Origin of the sequence: uncultured Pseudoteredinibacter sp., assembly GCF_947500695.1 — a bacterium.
Lineage (GTDB): Bacteria > Pseudomonadota > Gammaproteobacteria > Pseudomonadales > Cellvibrionaceae > Pseudoteredinibacter.
The window spans coordinates 838,048-863,082 of record NZ_CANMSS010000001.1; the positions used below are offsets into that span (position 1 = coordinate 838,048).

At 46.2% G+C, this 25,035-nt stretch carries 27 protein-coding genes and 5 tRNA genes; 11 read left to right on the forward strand and 21 right to left on the reverse strand.

Annotated elements, in window-relative coordinates:
* The first annotated feature begins 318 nt into the window (after positions 1-318).
* Positions 319-852 (forward strand): hypothetical protein, encoded by a 534-nt coding sequence (locus Q1A08_RS03410; protein ID WP_299769738.1) that lies wholly within the window; start codon positions 319-321, stop codon positions 850-852.
* Between the two features lie 121 nt (positions 853-973).
* Here Q1A08_RS03410 and Q1A08_RS03415 read toward each other — a convergent pair.
* Both Q1A08_RS03415 and Q1A08_RS03420 read right to left on the reverse strand, forming a co-directional pair.
* Positions 974-1,061: transfer RNA gene (locus tag Q1A08_RS03415), tRNA-Ser, on the reverse strand.
* Between the two features lie 67 nt (positions 1,062-1,128).
* Positions 1,129-1,689, reverse strand: a complete 561-nt coding sequence (locus Q1A08_RS03420) for a nitroreductase (RefSeq protein ID WP_299769741.1) — start codon at positions 1,687-1,689, stop codon at positions 1,129-1,131.
* 319 nt (positions 1,690-2,008) lie between these two features.
* Between Q1A08_RS03420 and Q1A08_RS03425 the strand changes: the two genes are divergently transcribed.
* Positions 2,009-3,421: an adenylate/guanylate cyclase domain-containing protein gene (locus Q1A08_RS03425; RefSeq protein ID WP_299769744.1), complete on the forward strand. Its 1,413-nt coding sequence runs from the start codon at positions 2,009-2,011 to the stop codon at positions 3,419-3,421.
* 58 nt (positions 3,422-3,479) lie between these two features.
* Here Q1A08_RS03425 and queF read toward each other — a convergent pair whose 3' ends face one another.
* From queF to Q1A08_RS03440, 3 genes are all read right to left on the reverse strand, one after another.
* A complete protein-coding gene (gene queF / locus Q1A08_RS03430; RefSeq protein ID WP_299769746.1) occupies positions 3,480-4,304 on the reverse strand; it encodes an NADPH-dependent 7-cyano-7-deazaguanine reductase QueF in 825 nt (274 codons plus the stop codon).
* 109 nt (positions 4,305-4,413) lie between these two features.
* Positions 4,414-5,187, reverse strand: a complete 774-nt coding sequence (locus Q1A08_RS03435) for an ABC transporter permease (protein ID WP_299769749.1) — start codon at positions 5,185-5,187, stop codon at positions 4,414-4,416.
* Positions 5,187-6,113 carry an ABC transporter ATP-binding protein gene (locus Q1A08_RS03440; protein WP_299769752.1) on the reverse strand — a complete coding sequence of 309 codons (927 nt, stop codon included), beginning with the start codon at positions 6,111-6,113 and terminating at the stop codon, positions 5,187-5,189. Before Q1A08_RS03440 ends, Q1A08_RS03435 begins: the two co-directional genes overlap by 1 nt.
* A gap of 77 nt (positions 6,114-6,190) precedes the next feature.
* Between Q1A08_RS03440 and Q1A08_RS03445 the strand changes: the two genes are divergently transcribed.
* Complete coding sequence (locus Q1A08_RS03445; protein ID WP_299769755.1) at positions 6,191-6,583, forward strand: PA2817 family protein; 393 nt, start codon at positions 6,191-6,193, stop codon at positions 6,581-6,583.
* A 512-nt stretch (positions 6,584-7,095) separates the two neighbouring features.
* Here Q1A08_RS03445 and Q1A08_RS03450 read toward each other — a convergent pair.
* The 4 genes from Q1A08_RS03450 to Q1A08_RS03465 form a co-directional block, all read right to left on the reverse strand.
* Positions 7,096-7,171: transfer RNA gene (locus Q1A08_RS03450), tRNA-Gly, on the reverse strand.
* 2 nt (positions 7,172-7,173) lie between these two features.
* Positions 7,174-7,249, reverse strand: a tRNA-Glu gene (locus tag Q1A08_RS03455).
* A 747-nt stretch (positions 7,250-7,996) separates the two neighbouring features.
* Positions 7,997-8,072 (reverse strand) — tRNA-Gly (locus Q1A08_RS03460).
* Positions 8,073-8,075: 3 nt separating this feature from the next.
* Positions 8,076-8,151: transfer RNA gene (locus tag Q1A08_RS03465), tRNA-Glu, on the reverse strand.
* Between the two features lie 446 nt (positions 8,152-8,597).
* Here Q1A08_RS03465 and Q1A08_RS03470 point away from each other — a divergent pair.
* Complete coding sequence (locus Q1A08_RS03470) at positions 8,598-9,374, forward strand: hypothetical protein (RefSeq protein ID WP_299769757.1); 777 nt, start codon at positions 8,598-8,600, stop codon at positions 9,372-9,374.
* 58 nt (positions 9,375-9,432) lie between these two features.
* Here Q1A08_RS03470 and Q1A08_RS03475 read toward each other — a convergent pair whose 3' ends face one another.
* The 3 genes from Q1A08_RS03475 to msrB all read right to left on the reverse strand — a co-directional run bounded on the left by Q1A08_RS03475 (position 9,433) and on the right by msrB (position 11,380).
* Positions 9,433-10,173: a DUF1499 domain-containing protein gene (locus Q1A08_RS03475; RefSeq protein ID WP_299769760.1), complete on the reverse strand. Its 741-nt coding sequence runs from the start codon at positions 10,171-10,173 to the stop codon at positions 9,433-9,435.
* Between the two features lie 125 nt (positions 10,174-10,298).
* Positions 10,299-10,985 carry a DNA-3-methyladenine glycosylase I gene (locus tag Q1A08_RS03480; RefSeq protein WP_299769763.1) on the reverse strand — a complete coding sequence of 229 codons (687 nt, stop codon included), beginning with the start codon at positions 10,983-10,985 and terminating at the stop codon, positions 10,299-10,301.
* Positions 10,985-11,380: a peptide-methionine (R)-S-oxide reductase MsrB gene (msrB, locus tag Q1A08_RS03485; protein ID WP_299769766.1), complete on the reverse strand. Its 396-nt coding sequence runs from the start codon at positions 11,378-11,380 to the stop codon at positions 10,985-10,987. The genes Q1A08_RS03480 and msrB overlap by 1 nt, the downstream gene beginning before the upstream one ends.
* A 155-nt stretch (positions 11,381-11,535) precedes the next feature.
* On the opposite strand from msrB, the gene Q1A08_RS03490 reads away from it, so the two are divergent.
* Positions 11,536-12,750, forward strand: a complete 1,215-nt coding sequence (locus Q1A08_RS03490; protein ID WP_299769769.1) for a pyridoxal phosphate-dependent aminotransferase — start codon at positions 11,536-11,538, stop codon at positions 12,748-12,750.
* A gap of 26 nt (positions 12,751-12,776) precedes the next feature.
* Positions 12,777-13,208, forward strand: coding sequence for a hypothetical protein (locus Q1A08_RS03495; protein ID WP_299769772.1), 432 nt, complete (start codon positions 12,777-12,779; stop codon positions 13,206-13,208).
* Between the two features lie 67 nt (positions 13,209-13,275).
* Here Q1A08_RS03495 and Q1A08_RS03500 read toward each other — a convergent pair whose 3' ends face one another.
* From Q1A08_RS03500 to Q1A08_RS03515, 4 genes are all read right to left on the reverse strand, one after another.
* Positions 13,276-14,271, reverse strand: a complete 996-nt coding sequence (locus Q1A08_RS03500) for a class I SAM-dependent methyltransferase (protein ID WP_299769775.1) — start codon at positions 14,269-14,271, stop codon at positions 13,276-13,278.
* Positions 14,272-14,331: 60 nt separating this feature from the next.
* Positions 14,332-15,489, reverse strand: coding sequence for an ATP-NAD kinase family protein (locus tag Q1A08_RS03505; RefSeq protein ID WP_299769778.1), 1,158 nt, complete (start codon positions 15,487-15,489; stop codon positions 14,332-14,334).
* A 22-nt stretch (positions 15,490-15,511) separates the two neighbouring features.
* Complete coding sequence (locus tag Q1A08_RS03510) at positions 15,512-16,183, reverse strand: hypothetical protein (RefSeq protein ID WP_299769782.1); 672 nt, start codon at positions 16,181-16,183, stop codon at positions 15,512-15,514.
* Between the two features lie 113 nt (positions 16,184-16,296).
* On the reverse strand, positions 16,297-16,500 hold the full coding sequence (locus tag Q1A08_RS03515; RefSeq protein WP_299769785.1) for a hypothetical protein: 204 nt from the start codon (positions 16,498-16,500) through the stop codon (positions 16,297-16,299).
* Positions 16,501-16,780: 280 nt separating this feature from the next.
* Here Q1A08_RS03515 and Q1A08_RS03520 point away from each other — a divergent pair, with 280 nt between their 5' ends.
* The gene (locus tag Q1A08_RS03520; RefSeq protein WP_299769787.1) at positions 16,781-17,737 is read left to right on the forward strand and encodes a GGDEF domain-containing protein; all 957 of its coding nucleotides are present in this window, start codon (positions 16,781-16,783) and stop codon (positions 17,735-17,737) included.
* Positions 17,738-17,803: 66 nt separating this feature from the next.
* Here Q1A08_RS03520 and rluB read toward each other — a convergent pair whose 3' ends face one another.
* The 5 genes from rluB to Q1A08_RS03545 form a co-directional block, all read right to left on the reverse strand.
* Positions 17,804-18,688, reverse strand: a complete 885-nt coding sequence (gene rluB, locus Q1A08_RS03525; RefSeq protein WP_299769790.1) for a 23S rRNA pseudouridine(2605) synthase RluB — start codon at positions 18,686-18,688, stop codon at positions 17,804-17,806.
* Positions 18,689-18,694: 6 nt separating this feature from the next.
* A complete protein-coding gene (scpB, locus tag Q1A08_RS03530) occupies positions 18,695-19,693 on the reverse strand; it encodes an SMC-Scp complex subunit ScpB (protein ID WP_299769793.1) in 999 nt (332 codons plus the stop codon).
* A gap of 31 nt (positions 19,694-19,724) precedes the next feature.
* A complete protein-coding gene (locus Q1A08_RS03535; RefSeq protein ID WP_299769796.1) occupies positions 19,725-20,771 on the reverse strand; it encodes a ScpA family protein in 1,047 nt (348 codons plus the stop codon).
* 45 nt (positions 20,772-20,816) lie between these two features.
* Positions 20,817-21,440, reverse strand: a complete 624-nt coding sequence (locus Q1A08_RS03540; RefSeq protein WP_299769799.1) for an L-threonylcarbamoyladenylate synthase — start codon at positions 21,438-21,440, stop codon at positions 20,817-20,819.
* Between the two features lie 93 nt (positions 21,441-21,533).
* Entirely contained in the window at positions 21,534-22,367 is an 834-nt protein-coding gene (locus Q1A08_RS03545) for a PHP domain-containing protein (RefSeq protein WP_299769801.1), read from the reverse strand.
* A 270-nt stretch (positions 22,368-22,637) separates the two neighbouring features.
* Here Q1A08_RS03545 and Q1A08_RS03550 point away from each other — a divergent pair, with 270 nt between their 5' ends.
* The 4 genes from Q1A08_RS03550 to Q1A08_RS03565 are packed head-to-tail and all read left to right on the forward strand — an operon-like array spanning position 22,638 to position 25,002.
* Positions 22,638-23,333 (forward strand): VC0807 family protein, encoded by a 696-nt coding sequence (locus tag Q1A08_RS03550; protein ID WP_299769913.1) that lies wholly within the window; start codon positions 22,638-22,640, stop codon positions 23,331-23,333.
* 19 nt (positions 23,334-23,352) lie between these two features.
* Positions 23,353-23,652 (forward strand): YciI family protein, encoded by a 300-nt coding sequence (locus Q1A08_RS03555; protein ID WP_299769804.1) that lies wholly within the window; start codon positions 23,353-23,355, stop codon positions 23,650-23,652.
* Between the two features lie 33 nt (positions 23,653-23,685).
* Entirely contained in the window at positions 23,686-24,372 is a 687-nt protein-coding gene (locus tag Q1A08_RS03560) for a TIGR04211 family SH3 domain-containing protein (RefSeq protein ID WP_299769808.1), read from the forward strand.
* A 6-nt stretch (positions 24,373-24,378) separates the two neighbouring features.
* Complete coding sequence (locus Q1A08_RS03565; protein WP_299769811.1) at positions 24,379-25,002, forward strand: peptidylprolyl isomerase; 624 nt, start codon at positions 24,379-24,381, stop codon at positions 25,000-25,002.
* Positions 25,003-25,035: the final 33 nt, after the last annotated feature.

Genomic DNA, 25,035 nt, shown 5'->3' on the forward strand with positions numbered 1-25,035 from the left:
ACCGATAAATTAAGCAATATTCCGGGAAACCGATAGCTTGACGGCAACATAACCCTTAACAAACATGTCTACTACAAAGCATACAAACCTCACTAGTCTTGTGCTGCATTTTTAAATGCATACTAACTGTGCAAATTAACAACAAAGCGCGGTAAATACCCCTTATACAAAAACTCGTAGACAAGAGTGCCGAAGCACATACAAATCAACTTATCAGCCCCACATGTCAGGTAATCATTGAGCTTGTTTCACATCGATACAGATTTATAATAACTTGATTCCACACAAACCAACTTTCAACCATTAAAGAGATACAGCATGGAAGCCAATGTCGTAGAAGTAGTATCAGCAGTGAATCAAACAGCGTTTTATTCAGATCCGGTGTTTTGGATGTCTGCATTAGCAGCGAGTATCGCTCTCCTAAATTGGCTAGAAACAAAGAAATCTAACCGAGCCAAACACAAGCCACTTGTCGGCCTAGAAATGAACATGCTCAAAAACTGCTTTGAAGTTGATATTAGAAACGTTGGGCTTGGACCTGCTGAATTTACACGCGTTCAATGGACAATCGACGGAAAAAAAATACCACGGGGCAAATTTATAGAGGCAGTAGAAGCACTCTTCATGGAATATGGAATTAAACTTGGTGATGAAAGCCATGCTTTTGAGTTCAGTGAAGGAGCTGCATTATCAACAGGCGAAAAGCGAGATGTCTTAAAAGTGTTTTTTTCACCAGATAAACGTCAGGATATTACAGCCGCTATCGCACGAGTAGATTACGACATAGAGTACCATTCAGTGCTAAAGCAAAAAGCTACAGTCGGAAAAGGTCTACATAATGCAGGTCATTAGCAAAAGCTCCTGTAAAAGCCCCAACATTCTATAGACCTAAACAAATGCCGGTCTCATTGACGGTCTAATTTCTTCAGGCGTAAAAAAACCCAAGTTATATCAATAACTTGGGGTTCATTTATGGCGGAGAGGGAGGGATTCGAACCCTCGGTACGTTGCCGTACACACACTTTCCAGGCGTGCTCCTTCGACCACTCGGACACCTCTCCGGAGGAAACAGATGGGCTCTGTTTCAAGAGGGCGCAACTGTACACAAAAGCTCTTTGGGATGCAATCTTAGTTGGGCCAATTTTGAAAAAAATCAGGGACTTGCAGCTCTGGTACGCTGCGGTTTGGTATTTGCGGGGTGCCCATATAGACGAAGCCCACAATTTCTTCAGTAGCTTGCATTCCTAGGCCATCTTTAACCACTTGATGGAAGGCCATATCGCCGCTGCGCCAATAAGCTCCTACTCCTAATGCAAAGGCTGCTGTGATCATATTTTGGACAGAGGCCGCCACCGCCATCAGCTGTTCTTCCCTTGGCACTTTGGGGTGCTCAACAATATTCGCAATAGCAACATATAAGCACGGTGCTCTTAAGGGCATTTTTAGCAAACGCTCTTTTTGCTGCTCATCCAACTCTGTTTTATCCGCTAGAGCAGCCTTTAAATAGAGCTCCCCCAAAGCCTGCAAACCTTCCCCGCTGATGTATAAATAACGCCAAGGCCTTAAATTACCGTGATCCGCCGCTCGCAGTGCAGCGGCCTCTATTTCTGCCCGCTGTTCCGAGCTCGGCCCCGGGGCTATTAATTTACCGTGTGAGATTCGATTTTTTAGAGCATCTAATGCTTGCATATTGTATATATTTCAGTCGGATAGAGAATATTTTTAATAAAATACACAAATGCTCGCCATAATACGAAGCAAAAGCATATTCTTCTAATCAATTGTACTACGAACAGGGAAAATATATGCCACAAAGACTAAACAGACGTAAAATTGTGAAATATACTTCTATATTACGTAGCGTTTGAGCTTATTAATGAGCTTTATGCATTAAGCCCTTCCATTCCAGCATTAAAAAGACGATGATAGCTGGGTTTTGTGATCTACTACACATTATCCGAGACCCAACTACAATTAACACAAGATGCCAAAGTAGTTTTCGCGCTTGATGAATAAAACAACGGACTTTTCTAATAGCAGCAGTAACCAGGCTCAGGAATTGCCTGAATATCCTTTATATTTTAGGATTTTACTGTGCTTCTCAATGATCGGAACCTTGGCAACTGGGCTACAGTGGCCTGAGGTCGATTATTTGCGCTCGGGTGCCATTATTGGCCTACTCGCCTATCTCTATGCCACCTACAGTTTACAAAAGCGTCTAAGGGACGACACCAACCCTCCCCTATCTGTCATTCTTGGAACGGTAGACAGCTTATTTATGGGGGCCTGCATAGGCATTATCGAACTGAGCCTTTTACCCGCCATCCTCTTTTGGATTCTAATTCAATTTAATGCCATTACCAGTGGCGGGCAACAAAAGTGGCTTAGGGATAACATCGCTTATTTTGTAGGCTTAGGCTTGGTATTACTTATAAGAGAGCCAGATTGGTCCATTAGCGGCCGCCTTGAAATGGGTGTTGCCGGGCTTATCGGTATCGCGGCCTACTTCTGTGCCTATGGGGTGTACACCAAGAAGCGCCTGGAATCCCTAGATTTCGAACATCAAAAACTTCTAAAAGACCAGACTACCCACAAACTACGCTCATACCAGCTTTCTCGCTATTTGCCACCACCGGTTTGGAAGGCCATCAATAGAGAAAACAGCAAGCCGCCCCCAACCCAGCGTAAAAAGCTAACCTGCTTTTTTTCAGATATCAAAGATTTTTCTGTTCTGGCGGAAGAGCTTGAAGCTGAAACGCTAACTGATTTGCTCAACAACTATCTCACTGAGATGTCGAAGATTGTTGAAGAACACGGCGGCACTATCGATAAATTTATGGGTGATGCCATCATGGTACTGTTTGGGGATAACGATAGCAAAGGCGCCAAAGCCGATTGCCGTCGCTGCCTTGCCATGTCCATCGCCATGCGTAAACGCATGAAGGTGTTGCAACAGCAGTGGCGTAATCAAGGTATTACCCGCCCCTTAAGCATTCGCATGGGCATAAATACCGGTTACTGCACTGTGGGTACATTTGGTACTCGTCATCACTTGGATTACACAGCTCTTGGTGCCCATGTCAATTTGGCCAGCCGCTTGGAGTCTGCCGCCTCTCCTGGTGAGATTCTAATCACCCATGAATCTTGGTCACTTATTAAAGACGTGGTTTTGTGTCAGGATAAAGGTGAAATTACCGTTAAAGGCTTCAGTCACCCAATCAAGGTATATCAGGTTATCGACTTACGTAAAAACCTTGGCAAACAGCAAAACTATATCGAAGAAAACACTGAAGGTTTCGCCATGCACTTAGACATGGATAAGCTAAGAAATTACGATCGCGAAAGAATCATTAAAACCCTAGAAAGTGCGGCCACTACACTTAAAGGGCAAGACATGATTAGTATCAAGAAAGATCTATAGCGCTAGCAACGCTAAGCAGCCCACTAGCGCAATTTGCCTTCCCAAAACCCTATATGGCCTACTGCCTTACCAAACGCGAGGCGATTTCTAAGGCATTATGGGAATCATTTAAACTGTGGCGCAATGGATTGATGTCCAAACCACCTCGGCGAGTATATCGCGCATAAACCATTAAAGCGCTAGGCTGACAACGCTCCATAATGTCGCAATAGATACGCTCAACGCAGTTTTCATGGAAATCTTGATGATCTCGAAAAGATACAACATAGCGCAACAAAGCTTCGGCACAGATTTGCTTACCTGAATAGCTGACAATCAATGTTGCCCAGTCTGGCTGAGCGGTTACCGGGCAATTGGATTTAAGCAAATCGCTATAAAGCGTTTCATTGCGCTCTTCGTCTAAAACCCTCAATAACTCAGCATTGGGCTGGTAATCTGTGATTTTTACATCCTGCTGATCAATACAGCTGCCACGAGGTCTTTGCACACCTGTTGCGGCAAACTGGTCCAGCCCTTCTAGATCTACCAATACAGGAGCACCTGCGGCCACCTTAAGATCAGACTCTAGGGTAGCAAGAACTTCAGAGCGATTATTAAAGCGAGTCTGATTGAACGAGTTTAGATACAATTTAAAGGACTTAGACTCAATGATATTAGGAGAATCTGCTGGTATCGCGAACACCGCAATAGCCTGCTGAGGCAGGCCATTATGGTTTAACCAAGATACCTCGTAGGCCGTCCATATATCGACACCCGCAAAGGGCAGCTGCTGCTGATCAATCGCCAAGCTCTCACGCGCGAGACTTCTAGGAATAGGGTCCAAAAGTGAAGGCGTGTAAACGGAAATGTATTCAGTGTGCTTGCCCAGTTGTAAGTGATCCACAATATACTCTTCAAATAGTTCTTAAATAGATTTTCATCAATAAGCCAGCGGCAAAAAGTGAGCTCACCGCGAAATGTCGCCTTAAATCAAACGGCTAGCGTCAATGGCTTTAGGAGCGCAAACGCTTGCCTGACTCTAGTAAATACATAGAAATTGTTGCCAGTACAACGATGAATGCCATTACCCCCATAAACGCATAATGCACCTGAATATCTGTTACACCTAAGATGCCATATCGAAATACGTTTACCATATACAAGATAGGGTTCAACAGAGAAACACCCTGCCAGAACTCTGGCAACAAGCTTATCGAATAAAACACACCGCCCAAATAGGTAAGAGGTGTGAGGATAAACGTAGGCACAATAGAGATATCATCAAAAGAGTTGGCGAACACAGCATTTATAAACCCCATCAAAGAAAACAAAACCGAGGTTAAAAACACTATAGCTATCGTTATTGCCAAGTTTTGAACCTGCAACTTGGTAAACAGCAGTGACATTAAGGTTACCAAGAAACCAACGGCCAAACCACGAGCGACACCACCCAGCACATAACCAATCAGGATGATGTAATTAGGCGTTGGGGAAACCAGTATTTCTTCTATGCTGTGTTGAAACTTTGCGCTATAAAACGACGACACAACATTAGAATAAGAGTTGGTAATGACCGACATCATAATCAGGCCGGGCACAACAAATTCCATATAACTAAAGCCGCCCATTTCACCGATACGACTGCCGATTAAGGTACCAAAAATCACAAAATACAGCGACATGGTAATAACTGGGGGCAATAAAGTTTGCACCCAGATTCGAGAAAAGCGATGTATTTCTTTATTAAGAATGGTTTGTAAGGCCACCCATTGTTGCTGCAAAGTCATTAGCCTTCCCCTCCATTTTTACTCACCATAGAGACGAATAATTCTTCTAATCGGTTCGCTTTGTTTCTCATACTAAGCACCTCAACCCCCTGCTCTTGCAAGGCCAGAAATACAGGATTGAGAGATTGCCCTTTTTCAACTTCAATCTCGATACTGTGATCTTCAATTAACTGGCAGTGATAGCCATTTAATTCAGGCGGCTGAGTTAAAGCTTCTTTGGTATCCAATACAAAGTGCTCTTTGTTGAGCGTTTTTAGCAGGGCTTTAACGCTGGTATTTTCAACAATTTCACCATGATTAATAATGGCAATATTACGACAAAGGCTCTCAGCCTCTTCTAAGTAGTGCGTTGTTAAAATAATGGTGGTACCGGCTTCATTTATTTCTTTAAGAAACTCCCACATTGAGCGGCGCAGCTCGATATCAACCCCTGCGGTGGGCTCATCCAAAATCAACAGGCGCGGCTTATGAATTAAAGCACGGACAATCATTAATCGGCGCTTCATACCGCCAGAGAGCATTCTGGCTTGATCGTTCCGTTTTTCCCACAAACCTAATTTGCGCAAATACTCTTCGGCACGCTCTTTTGCTAACTCTCGGGGCATACCATAATAGCCCGCTTGATTTAGCACGATACGCCACGGTGTTTCAAACTGGCTGAAGTTAAATTCCTGGGGAACAATGCCCAGCTCCTGCTTGGCCAATGAAAAATCCTGATCGATATCATGGCCAAAAACACTTACCCTACCGGCTGTTTTTTTAACCAAAGAGCAGATCACCCCAATGGTGGTGGACTTACCCGCACCATTGGGGCCCAGCAAAGCAAAGAAATCGCCCTCTTCAACTGATAGGTCAATCCCCTTCAATGCCTGAAAGTCATTGCCATAAACTTTTTGCAAACCTTTAATATCTAGGGCCTTGCCCATATAAAGCTCCTTAATACAGACCACTTATAGGTCTCTCGGTAAGAAGGGGTATAATGACTACCCACTAGGAGTTCACCATGAATCAAAAACAATATTGTACACAACAACTGCAGAATCTGGCGCGTGAAGTTAGCCAACAAGCACCTTTTGCCGAGGCAAATGAAGAATTACCCCTAACTGAAAGTGATCAGCGATTTATCGATACACTCAAGCGCCTTGCTGATTCAAACACTCCTCATGACGAAAGCTATTTTGAACAGGGCCAATGGCTAATCGGCCAAAGCGTCGCCAATCAAGCCCACATCACCGCCTTAATCCCAAGAGATTTATTTTGGTACTTCGGCGGCGACTGCCTGCACTACATGCCAGACGAGGAAATCAGCAAGTTTCAACAGCTCGAAGAAGCCTGCTACGACAAAGAAAGCAACGACTACCAAGAGGAACGCGCACGTATCTTTGGGCTCCACTGAGATAGCCTATATTGAGGCTATTGTGTTTTTTTCTAGTGCAGCAGCTAAATTTATTTCCCCACTAAGCACACAAGAACACCTAAGCCCGCAGGTAACCCGGGGCCAGAACCCAAGGGTTCTGACCCCAATTCAAAGTCGGAATAAACTCGCCCAAAGCGACTTTAGACAAGCCCATCACCCAATAAAGGATAAGCGCATCTTCGGGACAAGTTGACGTATAGGCGTACGCCAATATCACGAAAACTAAAACAGAAGAATTTTAAAGGAAATCAAATAGACTAATCGAAGACACTGTAGCGGGACAAAATCGCCCGGAGCGATTTTAGACAGCCCTACTGCCTCGAAGGGGTGAGTGCCCGGATGGCGTGAATCGACGCATACGGACATGCTAATGTCGCGATTGCAGGAGCAAAAGAGCGACAAACGAGATGTAATCTCGATTCCCGTGTGTAGCAAATGCACCGGGTGAAAGAGTCATCGAAACGAAAAGATCTGCAGATTCCGAAAGAAACTGGAGCGGGAAACGAGATTCGAACTCGCGACCCCAACCTTGGCAAGGTTGTGCTCTACCAACTGAGCTATTCCCGCAATGGCGTCCCCTAGGGGAGTCGAACCCCTGTTACCGCCGTGAAAGGGCGGTGTCCTAGGCCTCTAGACGAAGGGGACTTAGGACTTTCCAAACACTGTCTGTGCCGGAAGAGCTGCGCATTCTAGAGATCTACCCTACCCCTGTCAACAACTAGTTACAGTTTTTTTAATATTTTTTAAAAACAAAGGCTTATAGAGTTTTTAAGACCATCAGATCGAAGAATCAATACAGCCATGCCTTCCCCCCCAAGGAATCAAGCCAATTACAAGGTAGTGCATAAAAGGCAGATAGCGATAGCCGAAACAAATACCCCAAAGCCACCCTAGAGAGCATAAGAAGGGCTCCCAGTCACAACCCCACCATGAAGCACCGACAAGCCCCCTCACCTCACTAATAATTCTTAAACAGACGCCTAGTGGAGAAATGAAGAAATATTCCCGAAGCTACGTAAGCGAGACAAATTACCCTAAGCAACGAAAGGAAGCTCCACCACCCAAAAGGGAAGAATCCGGATGACGGAATCGAAAAACACGAACACGTCACTAACGTAACAACTAAAAAACAGGATTTTAAGAAGAATCAAACAAAGCAATAGCAGCCACGGTAGCGGGACAAAATCGCCTGGAGCGATTTTAGACAGCTCTACTGCCCCGCAGGGGTGAGCGCTCCGGATGGCGCGAATCGACGCATACGGACATGCTAATGTCGCGATTGCAGGAGCAAGAGAGCGACAAACGAGATGTAATCTTGATTCCCGTCTGGAGCAAGGGCAACCAAGCTAGGGAGTTAACAAAACGAAAAGATCTGTAGACTCTAAAAGAAACTGGAGCGGGAAACGAGATTCGAACTCGCGACCCCAACCTTGGCAAGGTTGTGCTCTACCAACTGAGCTATTCCCGCTAATGGCGTCCCCTAGGGGAGTCGAACCCCTGTTACCGCCGTGAAAGGGCGGTGTCCTAGGCCTCTAGACGAAGGGGACGTAGGACCTTCAAAACGCTGTCTGCGTCAGAAGTGGGGCGCATTCTATGGAGATGAGCCCCAGCTGTCAACACTTGTTTTTGATTTTTATTGTTTTTGAAACAACAACTTAGCGAACTGCGCAATTTAACAACAGAACGTCTACTTCACAGTCATTGGCGCCCTACTCTTCTATAAATTTTGTACGTTTTGCCCTCATAAATTGAGATGATTGCATCGTCAAAAGCTTGATTATCTATATGTGTCCTATGTTTGCCCATCAAATTGGATTAAAGCTCTATTATTTCCCAAAGCTGCCGATACACTGTCTATACTTTAGCTATAGCCGTGGCACCTTGTTCAACATCACGACTATTAAATACAATCTACCAGAGCGGCAATTCTTTAAGACATCAAAAGAGTCGCCTATTCTAAATAGAAGAAAGACCCAGCGAGACGCAGGAATATATGGGAGCCAATGTACCAATTGTGGTAACCGCGGGAATTGTCATTGTTTTGTCAATTCTGGCTTGCTATGCCCTTTTCACGCACAGCGTTAACTCAAAGCGGGAAAAGCGCCGCCTGCTGATTAACTCCTTAAAAACACGCGCCCGTAAAATTGAAGAAACTATGTCTTGCTTTCCGCCTAATTACCTGGGCTCTTCATTAAGCATAATTATTCAGCAAGCCTTGGTCGTTACTTTCGAAGAGCTGACAAACCTACAGCCGGACGAAGGCAGCCACAAAACCATGCTGCAGCAAGCCAATGAGCGCTACTTAGCGCTGAGCAAACAAAAAGGCAGTAACCAATTAAAGTCTCTTAGCAATGCCAGGCAAATTACCGGCACCCGTAAAAATTTAAAGCTGTTATTAAAATTTTTCCAACAACTTGGGCAAAAAGGCGCGCTTAACTCCACCAAAGCGGCAGAGGCTCGAAACATCATTAAAAACAAAATGGCCCTATTAGCGGCCGATGAACATGATATTCAAGCACGTGGTGCACTTGCCAATGGCAAACATCAATTGGCAGCCCACTACTTTACCCAAGCCAATACCATTCTTACCAAATACAATAGCGACCATGTTTTTAATGAAAATATTCGCAACCATCAAGAATGGATTAACAGCGCCAGCGATATGGCTAAAGCGGAACAAGACCGAATTAAAGCAGAAAAAGAAGCGCTCGAGGCAGAAACCAAAAAGTGGGACGACGGCGATTGGAAAAAGAAGAATTTCTACGATTGATCGCACTGAATTGTGTCGAGGCCTAACTAACAAGGAGGCCTCGACACATAGCTATCGACTAGGATTGCATAGCTTTTAAGAAAGTCCGAATACGCTTAGCATTGGCTCCTAAATCACTAACCCCCACCCTTGAGGCCGATCTAACATCTATCACGCTGCCGCTGGCATTGGCTTCAATTCGAATAATGACATCATCTTTAAAGCCAAATACCGCACTTTCAACCAACGCTTCAACATGTCCAGTTTTTGCATCTTCCCATTGCAACTGCCAACCGAAATCAGCAACAACCGCCTTTGCTTTCTCAAAGGCCGCTTGCGGGCTCATCGCTAATCGCAAAGGCTTAAGGTCAGGATAAGCTTCCGCTTGCAACTTCGGTAACTTCTCAAAATTATACTCAATAGGGTTATCGCTATCTTTACGCTCTACCAATGCCGAAACAAATAATGGCGGGCGACTGGTATCGGTGGTGATATCGTGAATAGCAGGCACTGAGAATGCCCCTAAACCAACCGTAAACACGACAGCCAAAACCGGCAGCGCGCCTATTAAGGTTGCCACTAAACTGCTCGAACGAAGAGCTTCCTTACCAGCGACCAAGGCATACAGGAGCACCAAAAGTGCCAATACACCCAAAGCGACAACTGTTAACATACTGAATGCCGACCCCAGAAAGCCCATTTTTAAATCTAAGCTTCCACTGCGATAAGCCAATATCAGCACCGGCAAAACGGCCAACAATAAAATTTGTGCCCTAATTAACCAAATGGTCCAAGGCTTCTTAACAGCAGGGTTGTTCATAATGATCCTTTGTTTATCAATTCTGAGTTACTAGATTTAAAACTTACTACAACAATTACCAAAGCTACTTTTTAATGTGATTTCAAACAGCTCTAAAAGCATGACGTCTAGAGCATGTCTTAAAATTAAGGGTATGCATAATCGACATTAGCGGTAAACGATACGATTCGACTTATATGAGACATCGCCAAACCACTTTCTTCGTGCCATTTATTAAAGGCTGACTGGGCAGATCTAATATCCCTTTGAGAAGTTGGCTTTTTATCAACAATCTCTTGAGAAATAAGGCTGGCCACCACATCATCAGTCAATATAAAAGTGTCTTTGCCCACCATACGCAAAAACCTTGGCGTTGATAGACCACCCAATTGCGCACCTTTTTTCTTCAGCATAAACCAAAGCTCACATATATTATCCACTGGCCAGTCCGCTAGGAAACGGCCAAAACTGCCAAACTCCTGACTGATCTCTCTAAGCATTTGAGCATTACTGCGAATCGAGCGAATTTTACCAAAATGCCGAATGATTTCTCGGTTCTGCATTTGAGCCTCTAGGTCTTCATCGCTCATCATCAATACGTCATAAGGGTCAAAGCCGTGAAAGGCTCTTTCGAAGGCCGGCCACTTATTATCGACTAGCTCATGTTTTAAACCGGCTCTAAATACTCTTCGACTCATCATCGACAAATAATAAGCATCACTATTTGCCAACAATTGTTTATCACTCGCCACTTCAGGCAACATAGCGGCTACAGACTTGGCGCCCCCTTTGTGCAGTTCTGCGGTAGCCTGAATATCGGCAAAAGACAGCATTAATCGTCCTCTTTAAAACGAATAGAAAGGGAGTTTATACAGTAGCGAAGGCCTTTAGGTGCCGGCCCATCGGTAAAAACATGGCCCAAATGACAGGCACATTTTCGACAATGCACCTCGGTACGTACCATGCCATGACTGCGATCCATCTGCTCTTCCACAGCTTGTCGCTCGGCAGGCTGAGTGAAACTTGGCCAGCCACAACCCGAGTCAAATTTTGACTCGGATTCAAACAGCGGCTCACCACAGCAACGGCATAGGTATTGCCCTTGCTCTTTATGATTCCAATATTCGCCTGTAAACGCTCGCTCCGTCCCCTGCTCTCGGCATACATGAAATTCCTCAGGGCTGAGCTTATCACGCCAATATTCTTTGTTTTTTATGTCCTCAGACATCTTTTGCACCTGCAATTCGATTTTTGTTAAAGGTTACAGCCCGATTAGCCACTAATTGATCAAACTTTAAGTCGACAGATCCCACCCACAGCCCCTAGAATAATGGCAGCTGCACGACAGCAATAATATAAGCACCATACAAAAAGCACTACATCATGTATACCATAGAAAAATCAGACAAACTTCACGGGGTTTGCTACGACATACGAGGGCCTGTTTTAGAACACGCTCAACGCATGGAAGAAGATGGCAGCCGTATTTTAAAGCTCAATATTGGTAACCCAGCGCCATTTGATTTCGCTGCACCCGATGAAATCATTAAGGATGTCATTCTCAATCTGAGTGCCGCCGAAGGTTATACCCACTCTAAAGGCCTTTTTGCCGCGCGCAAAGCCATTATGCAGGAGTGTCAAAAACTCGAAATTACCGGTGTTGAAATTGAAGATATCTATATTGGTAATGGCGTCAGTGAGCTGATCACGATGGCGACTCAAGCCCTACTGAATGATGGCGATGAGATTTTAGTCCCCTCCCCTGATTATCCGCTTTGGACAGCGGCCGTAGGACTGGGCGGTGGCAAGCCGGTTCACTACCTTTGTGACGAGCAATCCGATTGGCAGCCCGCATTGGACGATATTCGCTCTAAAATTAGCGATCGCACGCGAGCCATTGTTATTATCAACCCTAATAACCCGACGGGCGCTGTCTATTCAGAAGCCATGCTACAAGAGCTGGTTCAGATTGCCCGCGAACACCAGCTGGTGCTATTCGCTGATGAGATCTACAGCAAGATTTTATACGACGACGCCGAATTTACGCCTTTGGGTCGTTTAGCTAAAGATATTGTATGTCTAAGCTTTAACGGTTTATCCAAGTCTTATCGATTGGCCGGCTTTCGCTGCGGTTGGATGATTATCTCTGGAGCAAAGCACTTAGCCAAAGGCTATCGTGAAGGCCTAGATATGCTTGCCTCAATGCGCCTTTGTGCCAATGTTCCAGCAATGTATGCGGTACAAACGGCATTAGGCGGCTACCAAAGTATTAACGAACTTATTTTGCCCGGTGGGCGCTTGCTCGAGCAGCGCAACATCGCCCACGAGGCCATCAGCCAAATTCCCGGCGTATCTTGTGTAAAGCCCAAAGGGGCGCTGTATCTATTTCCAAAAATCGATTTGGATATCCATAAGATTCATGACGATGAGCAAATGGTGTTAGATTTTTTGCGACAGAAAAAAGTGCTCCTAGTACAAGGAACCGCTTTTAACTGGCCGAACCCAGACCACTTTAGGATTGTGTTTTTGCCCCGCAAAGAAGAGCTCAAAGACGCGATTGAGCAGTTTGCGAATTTTATCGAACACTACCGCCAGTAATTTTATCTAACAAGGCCGAGCAGACTATGAGTGACTTGCACATCGATGACTTTTATCGTGACAGCGCCCGTATTCTGCTTCAGCTTTATCGACACTTCCCTCGCCGCGATTTAATTTATACCGAAGATATCATCGGGCCAGATACGCCAGATGATTTTGGTTTGCCAAGCGACCGCCACCAAGCCTGCTTCGCCACTATGCTGTGGCTCGCAGAACATCAGTATTTAAGTTATGGCAGTACAGTAGGTCAAGAAGCCTTAGACCAGGCTACATTGAGTCAACGAGGATTTAATTTGCTTGCTTTACTCGAGCAAGATACTGAGTTTTTTCCACAAGACTCTGAGACCAGAGCTAAGCACGAAGAAGGTTTGAGCCGAGCCCAGCTGCTGCGTCATAAGTTGAAAAGCGAAAGCTCTATTCGCTTAAACCACTATATGCGCTACTTGTATACCCTTTGAAACCCTTTGAGCAACACTCTCAACACCCCGATCCGCCGTGATATATAAGGCTTCATCCACATAGCTATTAAGCGCGCATATCCTGCTGCCATTGACCTTCATAACGACAATGAAACAGTTTTAACTGCTGGTCACTATTGGTATCCGGAAAATCCTCACTCGGCTTCAAACGCGCGACTTTAATACATTCTGGACACTCTTGTGCGATTAACTCGTCGATAAAGTCTTCACCCAACTCAGGGGCATTTAAACACAATAAAATATCGGCACCGTGCTCGGCCAACTGGGGAATACGGCGGATTAGCTTGGCATAATCCTGCTTTGCTACAAAGCTGCCCTTTTGAAAGGATGGAGGATCAAGGATTAATACACCATAGGGGCCAGGCCTACGGATACGCCCCCAAGATTTCAAAATGTTTTCCGCTAAAAAACGAGTTTTACAGTTTGCAACCTCAGCAAGCTGATGATTAAACTGATGATTTTTTTGCCCCGTCTTAAGTGCACCACGTGCCATATCGACATTCACGACTTCTGAAGCACCAGCGGCGGCGGCAACCACACTAAAAGCACAAGTATAAGAAAATAGGTTTAGAACTTTTTTGTCTTTAGCATGTGCCTCTAGCCACTTCCGGCCGGGCTCCATATCCAAAAAGAAGCCTGAATTTTGACGACCACCAAGCTGAATCTGAAAGCGCAACTCTCCACGTCGAGCAAATAAGGTCTCTTCAGCATCAAACCCATCGGCACAGTATAGCCACTCACTGGGCGCGCCATGTACATAACGATAGGAAACACCCAAGGCCAAAATATCATTGGCGACCATTAGGGGTTTAAGCTGCTCGCAGAGCAGGTCTAAAAAAGATTTTTCTACTTCAGCAAAACATACGATCCACAATACTGGGCTGTAATAATCAATAACAATGTGCTCCAAGCCTGGATAGCACTGGCCGCGACCATGAAATATCCGCCTTGAGTCCTTAGATTGAAAAACTCCCAGCTGTTTTTTTTCTTCGATATGCTCCAACAACTGAGCAAACTGTTTTTCCGTATCGTTCGATAACACTACTACAACCTCTAAAATCTACAGCCGAGCTGATAAAACAACATCATCAACAACAAACACTTATACACCACAGCTAATTGGATAATAAATGGTATCGCGATAACCACAGAGCACTGGGATATGACCACTTAGCCCACGATCGAGTTCTGGGTCATTACTATCGATCAATAGAGGCCTGTTCTGCAATTCGGTAATTTTTGTTTTTGTGGCCAACACCCAAATATTGTCACGCCCTAAAGCCCTTAAAACCGCTGGGCTTAGTTGCTGATTGCCTCGCCCAAGCAAGTGCCCCTGACCACCAATAGCTGTTATCAAGGCTTTACACTTAGCAGGGTTCTCCTGTAGCAATGTTTCTAAGTAGCCAGCATCAACATCCTTGGCGATTAACTCTCCAGCGTGTAGAACATCAAAGCCTAGCAAGGTGCCCTCTAAGTGCAGCTCATCCAGTACGGCCTTGGGCGTACTTCCAGGACCAATTAAATAAAACTCATCGTCTTCAAGGCGCTCAACGATATCAGCAGCAATATCCGCTAACACCAGCTCCTCTACCTCGCGACCAGAATTCTTGGTTTGCTGAACAAAGTGGCCAACTTCAGGCACCCATAATTCGCCATAGTACTTTGACCGTACCTGCCCCTGACGAAATAGAGTCTCATCAATATCGCGCACTTCTTGCTGGCGCAAGTCAACCAAACCGTTTTTAAGAAGCAATAACAACACTTCAGCTGCCGATTCAGGATTAATGGCAAATACTGCAGAGTGCATTTTTACACCAGCTGGAATTCCCAAACACACCTGAGCAGAAAGTTCCGAGGAAAAAGCATTGACCATATTTCTTGCAGTACCATCGCCACCAACGAAAAGCAGCAAGTCGATACCCTCACACGCTAACTCTTGAGCGATTCGCTCACTGTCTTCTGCTGTACTAAAACCTTGATCACTCAAGGTGCCAACAACTCGATGGGGTAGCCCAAGCTCCTTAAATAGCTGCTCACCCATTTCAGTAGGCGCGGTGAGAATTTCTAAATCAGCTTGTCGCTCTAATAATGGTGTGAGTGCCCGTTTAGCACGCTCAGCAGAGCGGCCAGCTTGTTGGCGCAACTCATCACTGATCTCATCACTGCCCTTTAAGCCTTCAGGACCGCCTAGACCGGCATAGGGGTTTAATAAAAAGCCAAGACGAAAAGGCTTCGCCTTGCTATCTAATTCAGAATTCATGTTTTGAACCGCTAGTGGAAACTCAGTTGTGACGATCTAAATAGGAATCGTCGTCATAAGACCTTACAAGGTGGGGGTAAAATATCGTTAACACCGATGTCATAGCACCATTAATAAAACCCTCAGGAAAGAGCATCAATGCAAACAGGTGCGCGTATTGAGCCAACATTCCCCAGTGGGCATCGGCCGCAATTATATAAAATAACAAGGCCGAAAAACACAACACAGCCAGCAGGGATAACATAGCCCCAACAAAGCCACCACCCAGCATAAAAATAAAGACGTTGCGAACCCGCATTCTTTCTAATAAAGCAATAAATGCCATGCTAACGCTCGCCGGCACAATGACATTAAGAAAAAGCTCTATAGGTAGCTGAATTCCAAAGCGGCTGCACAGCACGCTATTCAACACTACAGCGAGTGAGCCCCCAAGTACCGCTAGGTGCCAACCAAAAACCAAACTGAGCGTAGTGATGGCTAAGGGGTGAAAGGCTATGACATCTAGCACATTGACCTGCAGCAACCAAAAAAAGGCCAAAGCGACAATAGCGGCAAACCAGGCATGCTGGCGCTGCGAGTGGGCTATCAATTGCCGCCAAGGTGCTTTTATCGCGGCAAACATCAGCAGCAACACCGTTAGCATCGCAAGTGCGTAGTAGGAAAAATTGAGCTCTGGGGGAATCAGTAAAAACATAGGGCTATTGTCTCCTTTTTGCCAACGCCCCTGCAAATAAGAAAACACAAAGACTGTTTCGGGAACCTCTGATTAAGTCCCGCCCGCCTCTGGCGCTCAGAGCAGTGCAGCAGCTAGGCAATGAATACAGGCGAGCTGGTTGCCCGGCGAAATTCATTAACGCCGCTGCTGTATTGCTCTGAACGACCCGAAGGACGGGCACTAAAGCGGCCATCTACTTTGTCAACCAGCTTGCAAAGTACCCGGCCATCCACTGCGCTGTCTATCTCGTAGCTGGCCGCTTTTATGCCCGCAGAGAACTGGCGGGACTTAATCATAGGTTCCTTGGATCTAACTTTTAACAAGCGGCAAAATTTCGCCACCCTAGCTTTCAGCAGCTTTGAATCAGCGCCAATAAATCGCCATGAATAGCGCGACAAACGGTATACGTAATGTAAGCTATTGTTTTTAAAGGCTATTAATTACACAAAAATACTGGCACGGTTTTCGCTTTTACATAGGCAATCGCACCAAAGAGCGGGATTGAATGGCCACTATGGCAAGTTTTATCCCTTGCCGCTTTTTGGGAAAGCTAAGAGATAACACTAGGATTGCTATATGGTCACTTCAGTACAAATCAGTTCTCGCCCCAGTAAGGCCAAAGAAGTGATTGCGCCCAGCCGTATTGCCGTACCACAGCAGGATCTAAGCGATGAACTTTTTCGCTTAACCCAACGCCTTCAAACCAGCTTAGAGCTTGAGCAGGTGTTAGAGATATTCTTCCAACAATTGCAGCAGCATGTGAATATCGGCGGAATGGTTTACACCAGCCCTTGCAAACAACACATTAAGCTTGGGCGGCCCAATATACATCACGTAGACTATCAACTGAGTCGCCAGACTGCAGAGGGTGATGATGGCCTAGGCGCTGTGGTATTTAGCCGTGCCAAACGCTTCGCGGAAAACGAACTGATCTTAATTGAGTCCTTCCTCGGTCCATTGATCTACCCATTACGAAATGCCCTGCTCTACCGCCAGGCCTTGGCGGCAGCAATGTGTGACCCTTTAACCCAGACCGGTAACCGGGCTGCAATGAGTAATGCATTGCAACGCGAAATTCAGTTGGCTAATCGTTATCAGCAAGCTCTTTCGATGATGGTCATCGATATTGACCACTTCAAATCCGTCAATGATAACTACGGCCATGCCGCCGGTGATGATGTTATTTGTAATGTCGCCAAAGCGATTACGACGGTTTGCCGTGAGACCGACCTAACTTTCCGTTTTGGTGGTGAAGAGTTTGTAGTCTTGCTTAATAAAACCGATGCCGCTGGCGCCAGAGTGATTGCCGAACGAGTGCGTCGCCATATAGCTTCACTGAACACCCAGTCCGATCAGCACGCCATTTCTGTAACGGCCAGTATCGGCACAGCAGAGCTTAATCAGGATGATAATGGTGAGAGCTTGTTTGAACGAGCTGACAGCGCACTTTACAAAGCCAAACAGCAAGGTCGTAACAAAGTTGTGAGTTATGACTTGATGGACAATGTTCAGCACTCACTGCTAGAAATGTAAAACGGAAGCCTAAGCTTCCGTTTTATTTCAACCTTAGGAATTGTTTAACAATCCTATATAGCAATCCTACTTACGCTTTCCAGGATTACTAAAGTGGTGAGGTCGCTGCCCCTTACCTGCTCGCAAGCGCTTTTGATGGCGACGTTGATACTCTTTTTCGGACTTAGTTTGCATTAGTCTTTCAGTAGCCTCTAAGCCCGCAGTCATAGCCAACTCGGCGACTTCTTTATCATTAAGCTCAATCCACTGACCTACTCGCACATGGGAAGGGATAAAAATATTTCCATATCTTACCCGCTTAAGACGCGAAACATTAACGCCTTGAGACTCCCATAAACGGCGCACCTCACGGTTACGACCTTCCATCACCACACAGTAAAACCAGCGGTTTTTACCTTCTCCAGGCCCTTCTACAATGTCCGTAAAGCGCGCCATGCCATCATCAAGCATCACACCTTCACGCAAGCGCTTTAGCATATCCTCATCAACATCACCTTGAATCCTAATAAGGTATTCGCGGTCAATATTTGAAGATGGATGCATAAGCTTATTAGCCAAGTCACCATCATTGGTAAATAACAACAAACCACTGGTATTAAAATCCAAACGCCCAATCGAAATCCAGCGGCCAGACTTTAACTTTGGCAAGCGCTCGTAAACAGTTCGACGACCTTCAGGGTCTTTACGGGAACAAATCTCCCCTTCGGGCTTGTTGTACAACAAGACCCTAGGACGCTCACGAACCGCGCTATCAATACTGACTCGACGGCCATCAAAATCAATGCGGTCACTTTCAGTAACACGATCACCGAGCTTCGCCAGTTCACCGTTAACCTGTACACGACCATCTGAGATGGCACGCTCCATTTCACGACGAGAACCAAGTCCTGCTCGCGCTAAAACTTTCTGTAATTTTTCATCAGGTTGTGCCTGATCACTTTCATTGCGCATGCTGACCTACTGGTTTTCTTGCTCGGCCTGTTCGGCCATCATTTCACGTTCTAGTTCTTCGGCGGCGGCTAATTCCGCCTCCTCTTGAGCGATTACTGCTGCTAATTCAGCAGCTTCGGCTTCGGCTTCGGCTTCGGCTTCGGCTTCGGCTTCGGCTTCGGCTTCGGCTTCTAGTGTGTTCTCTGACTCTGAATCTTCAAGCGCTGAGCCTTCAAGATCAGCATCTACTTGCTGTTCATTTTCAGCGGCTTCACCTTCAGCACTTTCAGGCTCTTCGCTCTCAAGTTCTGAATCCTCAAGCTCATTGCTCTGTACCTCTCCACCTTCAGCCTCTGTACCTTCAGCGGCCAGGCGCTCGGCCTCGGCTTTTTCGGCTTCCCCTTCTGGGTCGATCGGGAGGTCCTTAGTGGGTGGAATCTCCATACCCTCATCTAATTGCAGCTCTGGATTCATTTTTTCCAGATCGGCAATTTCACTCAAGCTTGGCAACTGCTCCAAACTATTGAGATTAAAGTAATCCAAAAACTGTTTGGTTGTCGCATATAGCGATGGTCGCCCTGGCACATCGCGGTGCCCAACTACCTTCACCCATTCACGCTCGGTAAGCGTTTTAATGATATGGGAGCTCACCGCGACACCGCGAATCTCTTCGATATCACCGCGAGTAATCGGCTGGCGGTAAGCAATTAAAGCTAAGGTTTCCAATAACGCACGGGAATATTTTTGCGGTTTTTCTTCCCATAAGCGGTTTACCCACTTGGCCGTATCAGCAACAACTTGAAAACGCCAACCGGAACCGACTTCGACCAACTCATAACCTCGATCTTTACAATCGGCCTGAATATCTTCTAAAGCTGCTTGAATTTCATCTTTCGCTGGCGGCTCTTGATCTTCCTCGTCATCTTTGACTAAAAATAGTTCATGCAAGCGTTTAACGGTTAGTGGCTGTGCAGCCGCCAACAATGCCCCTTCAATAATTTTGCGCAGCAGAATTTTATCGTTCATTAATAAATATTATCCTTAACTGTTTACGCGTTTATTGCGCACGAGCCTTAACATGAATAGCGCCAAATGCATCACTTTGGACAATCTCAACCAAAGACTCTTTAATTAGCTCCATCACCGCCAAAAATGTCACCACAACGCCGAGCCTGCCCTCTTCCACCGTGAACAAACTCACGAAGGGAACAAATTGTTTGTGGCTTAAGCTATCCAACACTTGCCCCATGCGCTCTCGAGTCGACAATCGCTCTTTTTCTACATGGTGGCTTTCAAACATATCCGCACGGCGCAACACTTCTGACAATGCCAGTAAGACCTCTTTTAGATCCACCTCCGGCTCAGGCCGAGTCAAGTTGCGATCTGGCGGCTGGGCAGAGCCCTGATGAATATCACGACCAACACGAGGCAGCTCATCAATATCTTCAGCCGCTTTCTTAAAGCGTTCATATTCCTGCAAGCGGCGGATCAAGTTGGCGCGAGGATCATCCTCATCTTCTTCCACCTCGTTGCTTCTAGGTAGCAACATACGAGATTTGATCTCGGCAAGCATTGCCGCCATCAACAGATACTCAGCGGCCAATTCAAACTGCATCGCATCCATCAGCTCGACATACTGCATATACTGAGCGGTAATCTCCGCCACATTAATATCCAAGATATCGATGTTTTGACGTCGAATCAGATAAAGCAGTAAATCCAAAGGCCCTTCAAAAGCCTCTAGAATCACCTCTAGAGCATCTGGTGGAATATACAAATCCTTCGGCAAGGTGGTCATCTCTTTACCATCGACAATGGCAAAGGGCATTTCTCCTTGGCTAGGGGGGCTTTTACTTAACGCCTCGGCCTGTTCTGCTGTGGCTTCCTCAGAGGAAGCTTGCACTGGCTCTTCGGCTTGGTCGGCAGGTGTTTCAGGCTCAGACACTGATTCAGCAGTGTCAGTCGCCATCTCGGCGCCTGCTAATTCTTCTAGTTCGTCCGTCACCCGGATACCTGTTTTGATGGATGAAAACGGGACATTATAACGGCAATAAGAGTCTGGCAACAGAGCTAAGAAAGCACTCAAGCTTTTCGATAATTCCAATAGAGAAGCCCCTTGCAGGGAGAAGAGGCTTCAGAAAGCTTTAGCTTAGGACATAAAGTCGTCAAAGCTTCCACAGCCCTGACGAATGAGCTCTGGCGTTTCACCTGTTAGGTCAATCACAGTGGTCGCCTCCATGCCGCAATAACCGCCATCTACCACCAAATCGAGCTGATGCTCTAAGGTTTCGCGGATGTCATAAGGATCCGTCAGAGGGTACTCATCACCCGGCATAATCAGCGTTGAGGTCATTAGCGGCTCGCCAAGCGCGGCGATCAACTCCAATGCGATATTGTTGTCGGGCACACGAAGACCGATGGTTTTACGCTTGGGGTGCATAACTCGACGAGGCACTTCATTGGTGGCCTCCAGCACAAAGGTATAAGCGCCAGGGGTATGGGCCTTTAGCATTCTAAATACGCTATTGCTGACTTTGGCATAGGTCGCCAACTCGGACAAGTCGCGGCACATAAGGGTAAAATTATGATGCTTATCCAATTGCCTAATTTGACGGATACGATCTACTGCCTTTTTATCACCTAAATGACAACCAATGGCATAGGCCGAATCTGTCGGAAAGGCCACCAAGCCCCCGCCCCGCAAGATATCAGCCGCTTGATTAACTAATCGGCCCTGAGGGTTATCCGGGTGAATTTGGAAAAACTGAGCCACACGGCACTCCTACAATAAATCTGGTTTTCACTTGCGCCCAAAGCGAGCGTCAAACGCTTAAAATTCTATAATTTCGTGGCTTACAGCGTACGCTCAGCCCCAGCTTTGCCAAACAGGCTTAACGCCCTCCGGCAGAACTCCGCAGCAAGCAAGCTCTTGCCATGGCTGTTGCGGCTGATGAAAGTCACTGCCCAGTGAGCCAAGCAAGTCAAATTCCTTGGCTAAGCCCAAAATATTCTGAGTCACATTAGCCTGCTGCTTACCGCTGACAATCTCAATGGCAGCTCCACCAGCCTCTTTAAAATCAGCACACAGCTCGCGCAATTTGGTGCGGGTCAACTTGTACTTATCTGGATGAGCCAAAACCGCATGGCCACCTGCAGCTCGAATCCAGCCGCAAGCATCTTCTATATCAGGCCACAAATTTTTAACATCGCCTGGCTTACCTGCACCCAAGTACTTTTTAAAGGCAAGATTAATCGTTCTTACATGCCCTTTTTCGACCAAAAACTGAGCAAAATGCGGGCGCCCAATAGTGCCTTTCCCGGCCTTTTGCTGCACCCAATGCAAACTGCCTTCAATACCAGCCTTGTGCAGCCTTTTCGCAATCGTCTCTGTTCGCAATTCGCGGCGCTGGCGCTGCTCTGCAACAGCGTCTAGCAACTGCTTATTGCTGGTGTCGACATTCAAGCCAACGATATGAATTCCACGCCCATTCCACTGGCAGGAGAACTCTATACCAGGGATGAGGTCTAAGCCGCAGCTACTCGCAGCGGCCTGAGCTTCCGCAATACCCGCTAAAGTATCGTGGTCAGTAAGTGCGAGCACGTTAACAGATTGCTCATATGCCCTCGACACCAGCTCAGAAGGGCTTAAAATACCGTCCGAGTAGTCACTGTGGCTGTGCAGGTCATATATTTTGCTCATGTCGCTCCTAGGCTATAAGAGATAACGGCTATTGGCCGTTAAAACAGCAACATTGTACTGCGTTAACCTTGTACTGCGTTAACCTTGTATTGCGTTAACATTGTACCGCGTTAGCTAGGATAAAACACGAATCCCCACAGGCGCTCATTTTTTGAACGCCGACGTTTTCGTTTAACTAAGAATTAAGATGCCATTGTGAACATCAAAGAATCGAACCCAGCCGACAGCGGCGAAGCAAAAACCAGCGAGCCGTTAGCTACGCCGGTCGAGATCCCTGCCAATAAACCAAAAAAAGAAAGCTTATTGGCCAATTTATTACTGAACATTGTCATCCCGACCTTAGTTCTTACCAAATTAAGCGGCGACGATTATCTAGGCACTAAGCTAGCTATCATTGTCGCATTAGCATTTCCGATTTTATATGGTGCTAACGATTTAATTCGCAACGGCAAGATTAACTTTTTCTCAGCCTTAGGGATCATCAGCGTAGCACTTACCGGCGGCATGAGCTTAATGGAACTGCCACCAGAATATATTGCTATCAAAGAGGCCGCCATTCCCGGCTTAATCGGCCTTGCTGTTTTGATTTCCATAAAAACCAAATACCCATTAGTGCGAACGTTTTTATACAACGATAAATTTTTGCAAACGGATAAAGTTGAAGCGGCATTGCAAGAGCGCGGCAAAATGGATGACTTTAATAAAGCTATGCGTAACGCATCGATCATGTTGGCTAGCTCATTCTTTTTATCGTCCGCACTTAATTATATTTTGGCCAAGATGCTACTCGTTAGTGAACCGGGCACCGAAGCCTTCAATGCTGAGTTAGGAAAAATGACCGCATTGAGCTTTCCGGTAATTGCTGTGCCGGCCACCATCATCATGATGGGAACACTTTTTTACGTATTTCGATCTATCACGCGCTTATCAGGCTTAAGCCTAGATGACATCGTGGTAGATCAATAGACGATCGACAAGGATAAACATGTATTACGCCATTATCAGCGAAGACATAGATAACAGCTTAGAGAAACGCTTAGCTGCAAGACCAGATCACCTAGCAAGACTTGAAGAATTAAAAGCGCAAGGCCGCTTATTAATTGCTGGCCCCCACCCTGCAATTGATAGTGACAACCCTGGCGAAGCCGGTTTCAGCGGCAGCTTAGTCGTTGCCGAGTTTGACAGCCTGGATGCAGCACAAGAATGGGCCGACCAAGACCCCTATGTGAGTGCCGGCGTCTACGCCAACGTCAAGGTAAAACCATTTAAGAAAGTATTGCCCTAACCGCCCCATTAAAATATCAAAAGAATTAAGAGCATGACCCGAAACCAACTTGTAAAAATTGCCATAAGCAGTAGCGCCATTGCCAGCTGTTTGTTTGCCGTACCCAGCTTTGCACAAGAATCCCGCTGGATATCCGACGTTCTTTATGTACCAATGCGCAAAGGGCCAAGTAATCAACACACCATTTTGCATCGCGGCCTAAAATCCGGCACTCGCTTAAGCCTGATTCAGAGCGAAGAAAACTGGAGCCAGGTAAAACTTGAAAACGGTGATATTGGCTGGGTACCAAATCAGTATCTTGCGGAAGAGCCCATTGCCGCACTAAAACTGGACAGTGCAGCCCAAAAGGCCCAGCGCAGCGATGAGCGCTATCAGCAAGCTGCCGCACAACTTAAGGTACTCAAGGACGAAAACGAAAGTTTAAAGAAACAGCTAAGCAATGCCGAGCAAGGCTCATCAGCATTGAGCAGCGAGCTAAACCAGATTAAACAGATCTCTGCGAACGCCATCGATCTAAATGACAACTACCAGCAACTGGCTAAAGATCACCAACTTTTACAAACCGAGCTTGATGTAGCCCAAGCTGAAAATGAACGCTTAAAAAAAGAAGATAGCCAAACGTGGTTTATGTATGGCGCCGCAGCGGTAGCACTCGGCGTGCTCATCACCTTGATCGTTCCGGCAATTCGCCCTCGTCGTCGCCACTCAGAGTGGGGTTAAGTCAACATGAAATCTTTCAAAAATTTGAAGCAATCTTTTTTCCTGATCGGCCTATGTATCAGCTTACTGTTCAGCGCTCAGGCCTGGAGCGAAAAGAGGCCACAGGTCAAACTGCAAACCACCATGGGTGATATCTATTTAGAACTTTACCCAGACAAATCCCCCATCGCTGTCGAAAATTTCTTGAAATATGTCGACCGACACTTCTATGACGGGCTAATCTTTCATCGCGTTATGCCGCGCTTTATGATTCAGACCGGTGGCTTTGGTTTTGATTTCAGCAAAAAAGAAACCGACGATCCCATTAAAAATGAATCCGCAAATGGGCTAAGCAATAGCTGCGGCAGTGTTGCCATGGCGCGCCTTGGTGACGACCCTGATTCTGGCTCATCGCAGTTTTATATCAATGTTAATAACAATAAACACTTGGATATTGGCGATAACGAAGGCTATACCGTATTTGGTCGCGTTATCAAAGGCATTCGCGTTGCCGAAGCCATTTCAGAATTACGCCGCGGCAAGCACTCCGGCCAGTTTAGTGATGCTCCGAATCAAACGGTTCAAATTATTAAAGCTACACGCGCCAAAGGCCAAAAAGTTTATAATACCAAGTGCGCAGCTATGCGCTAAGCCCCGCAAACAAAAAGCGAGCCTTAAGCTCGC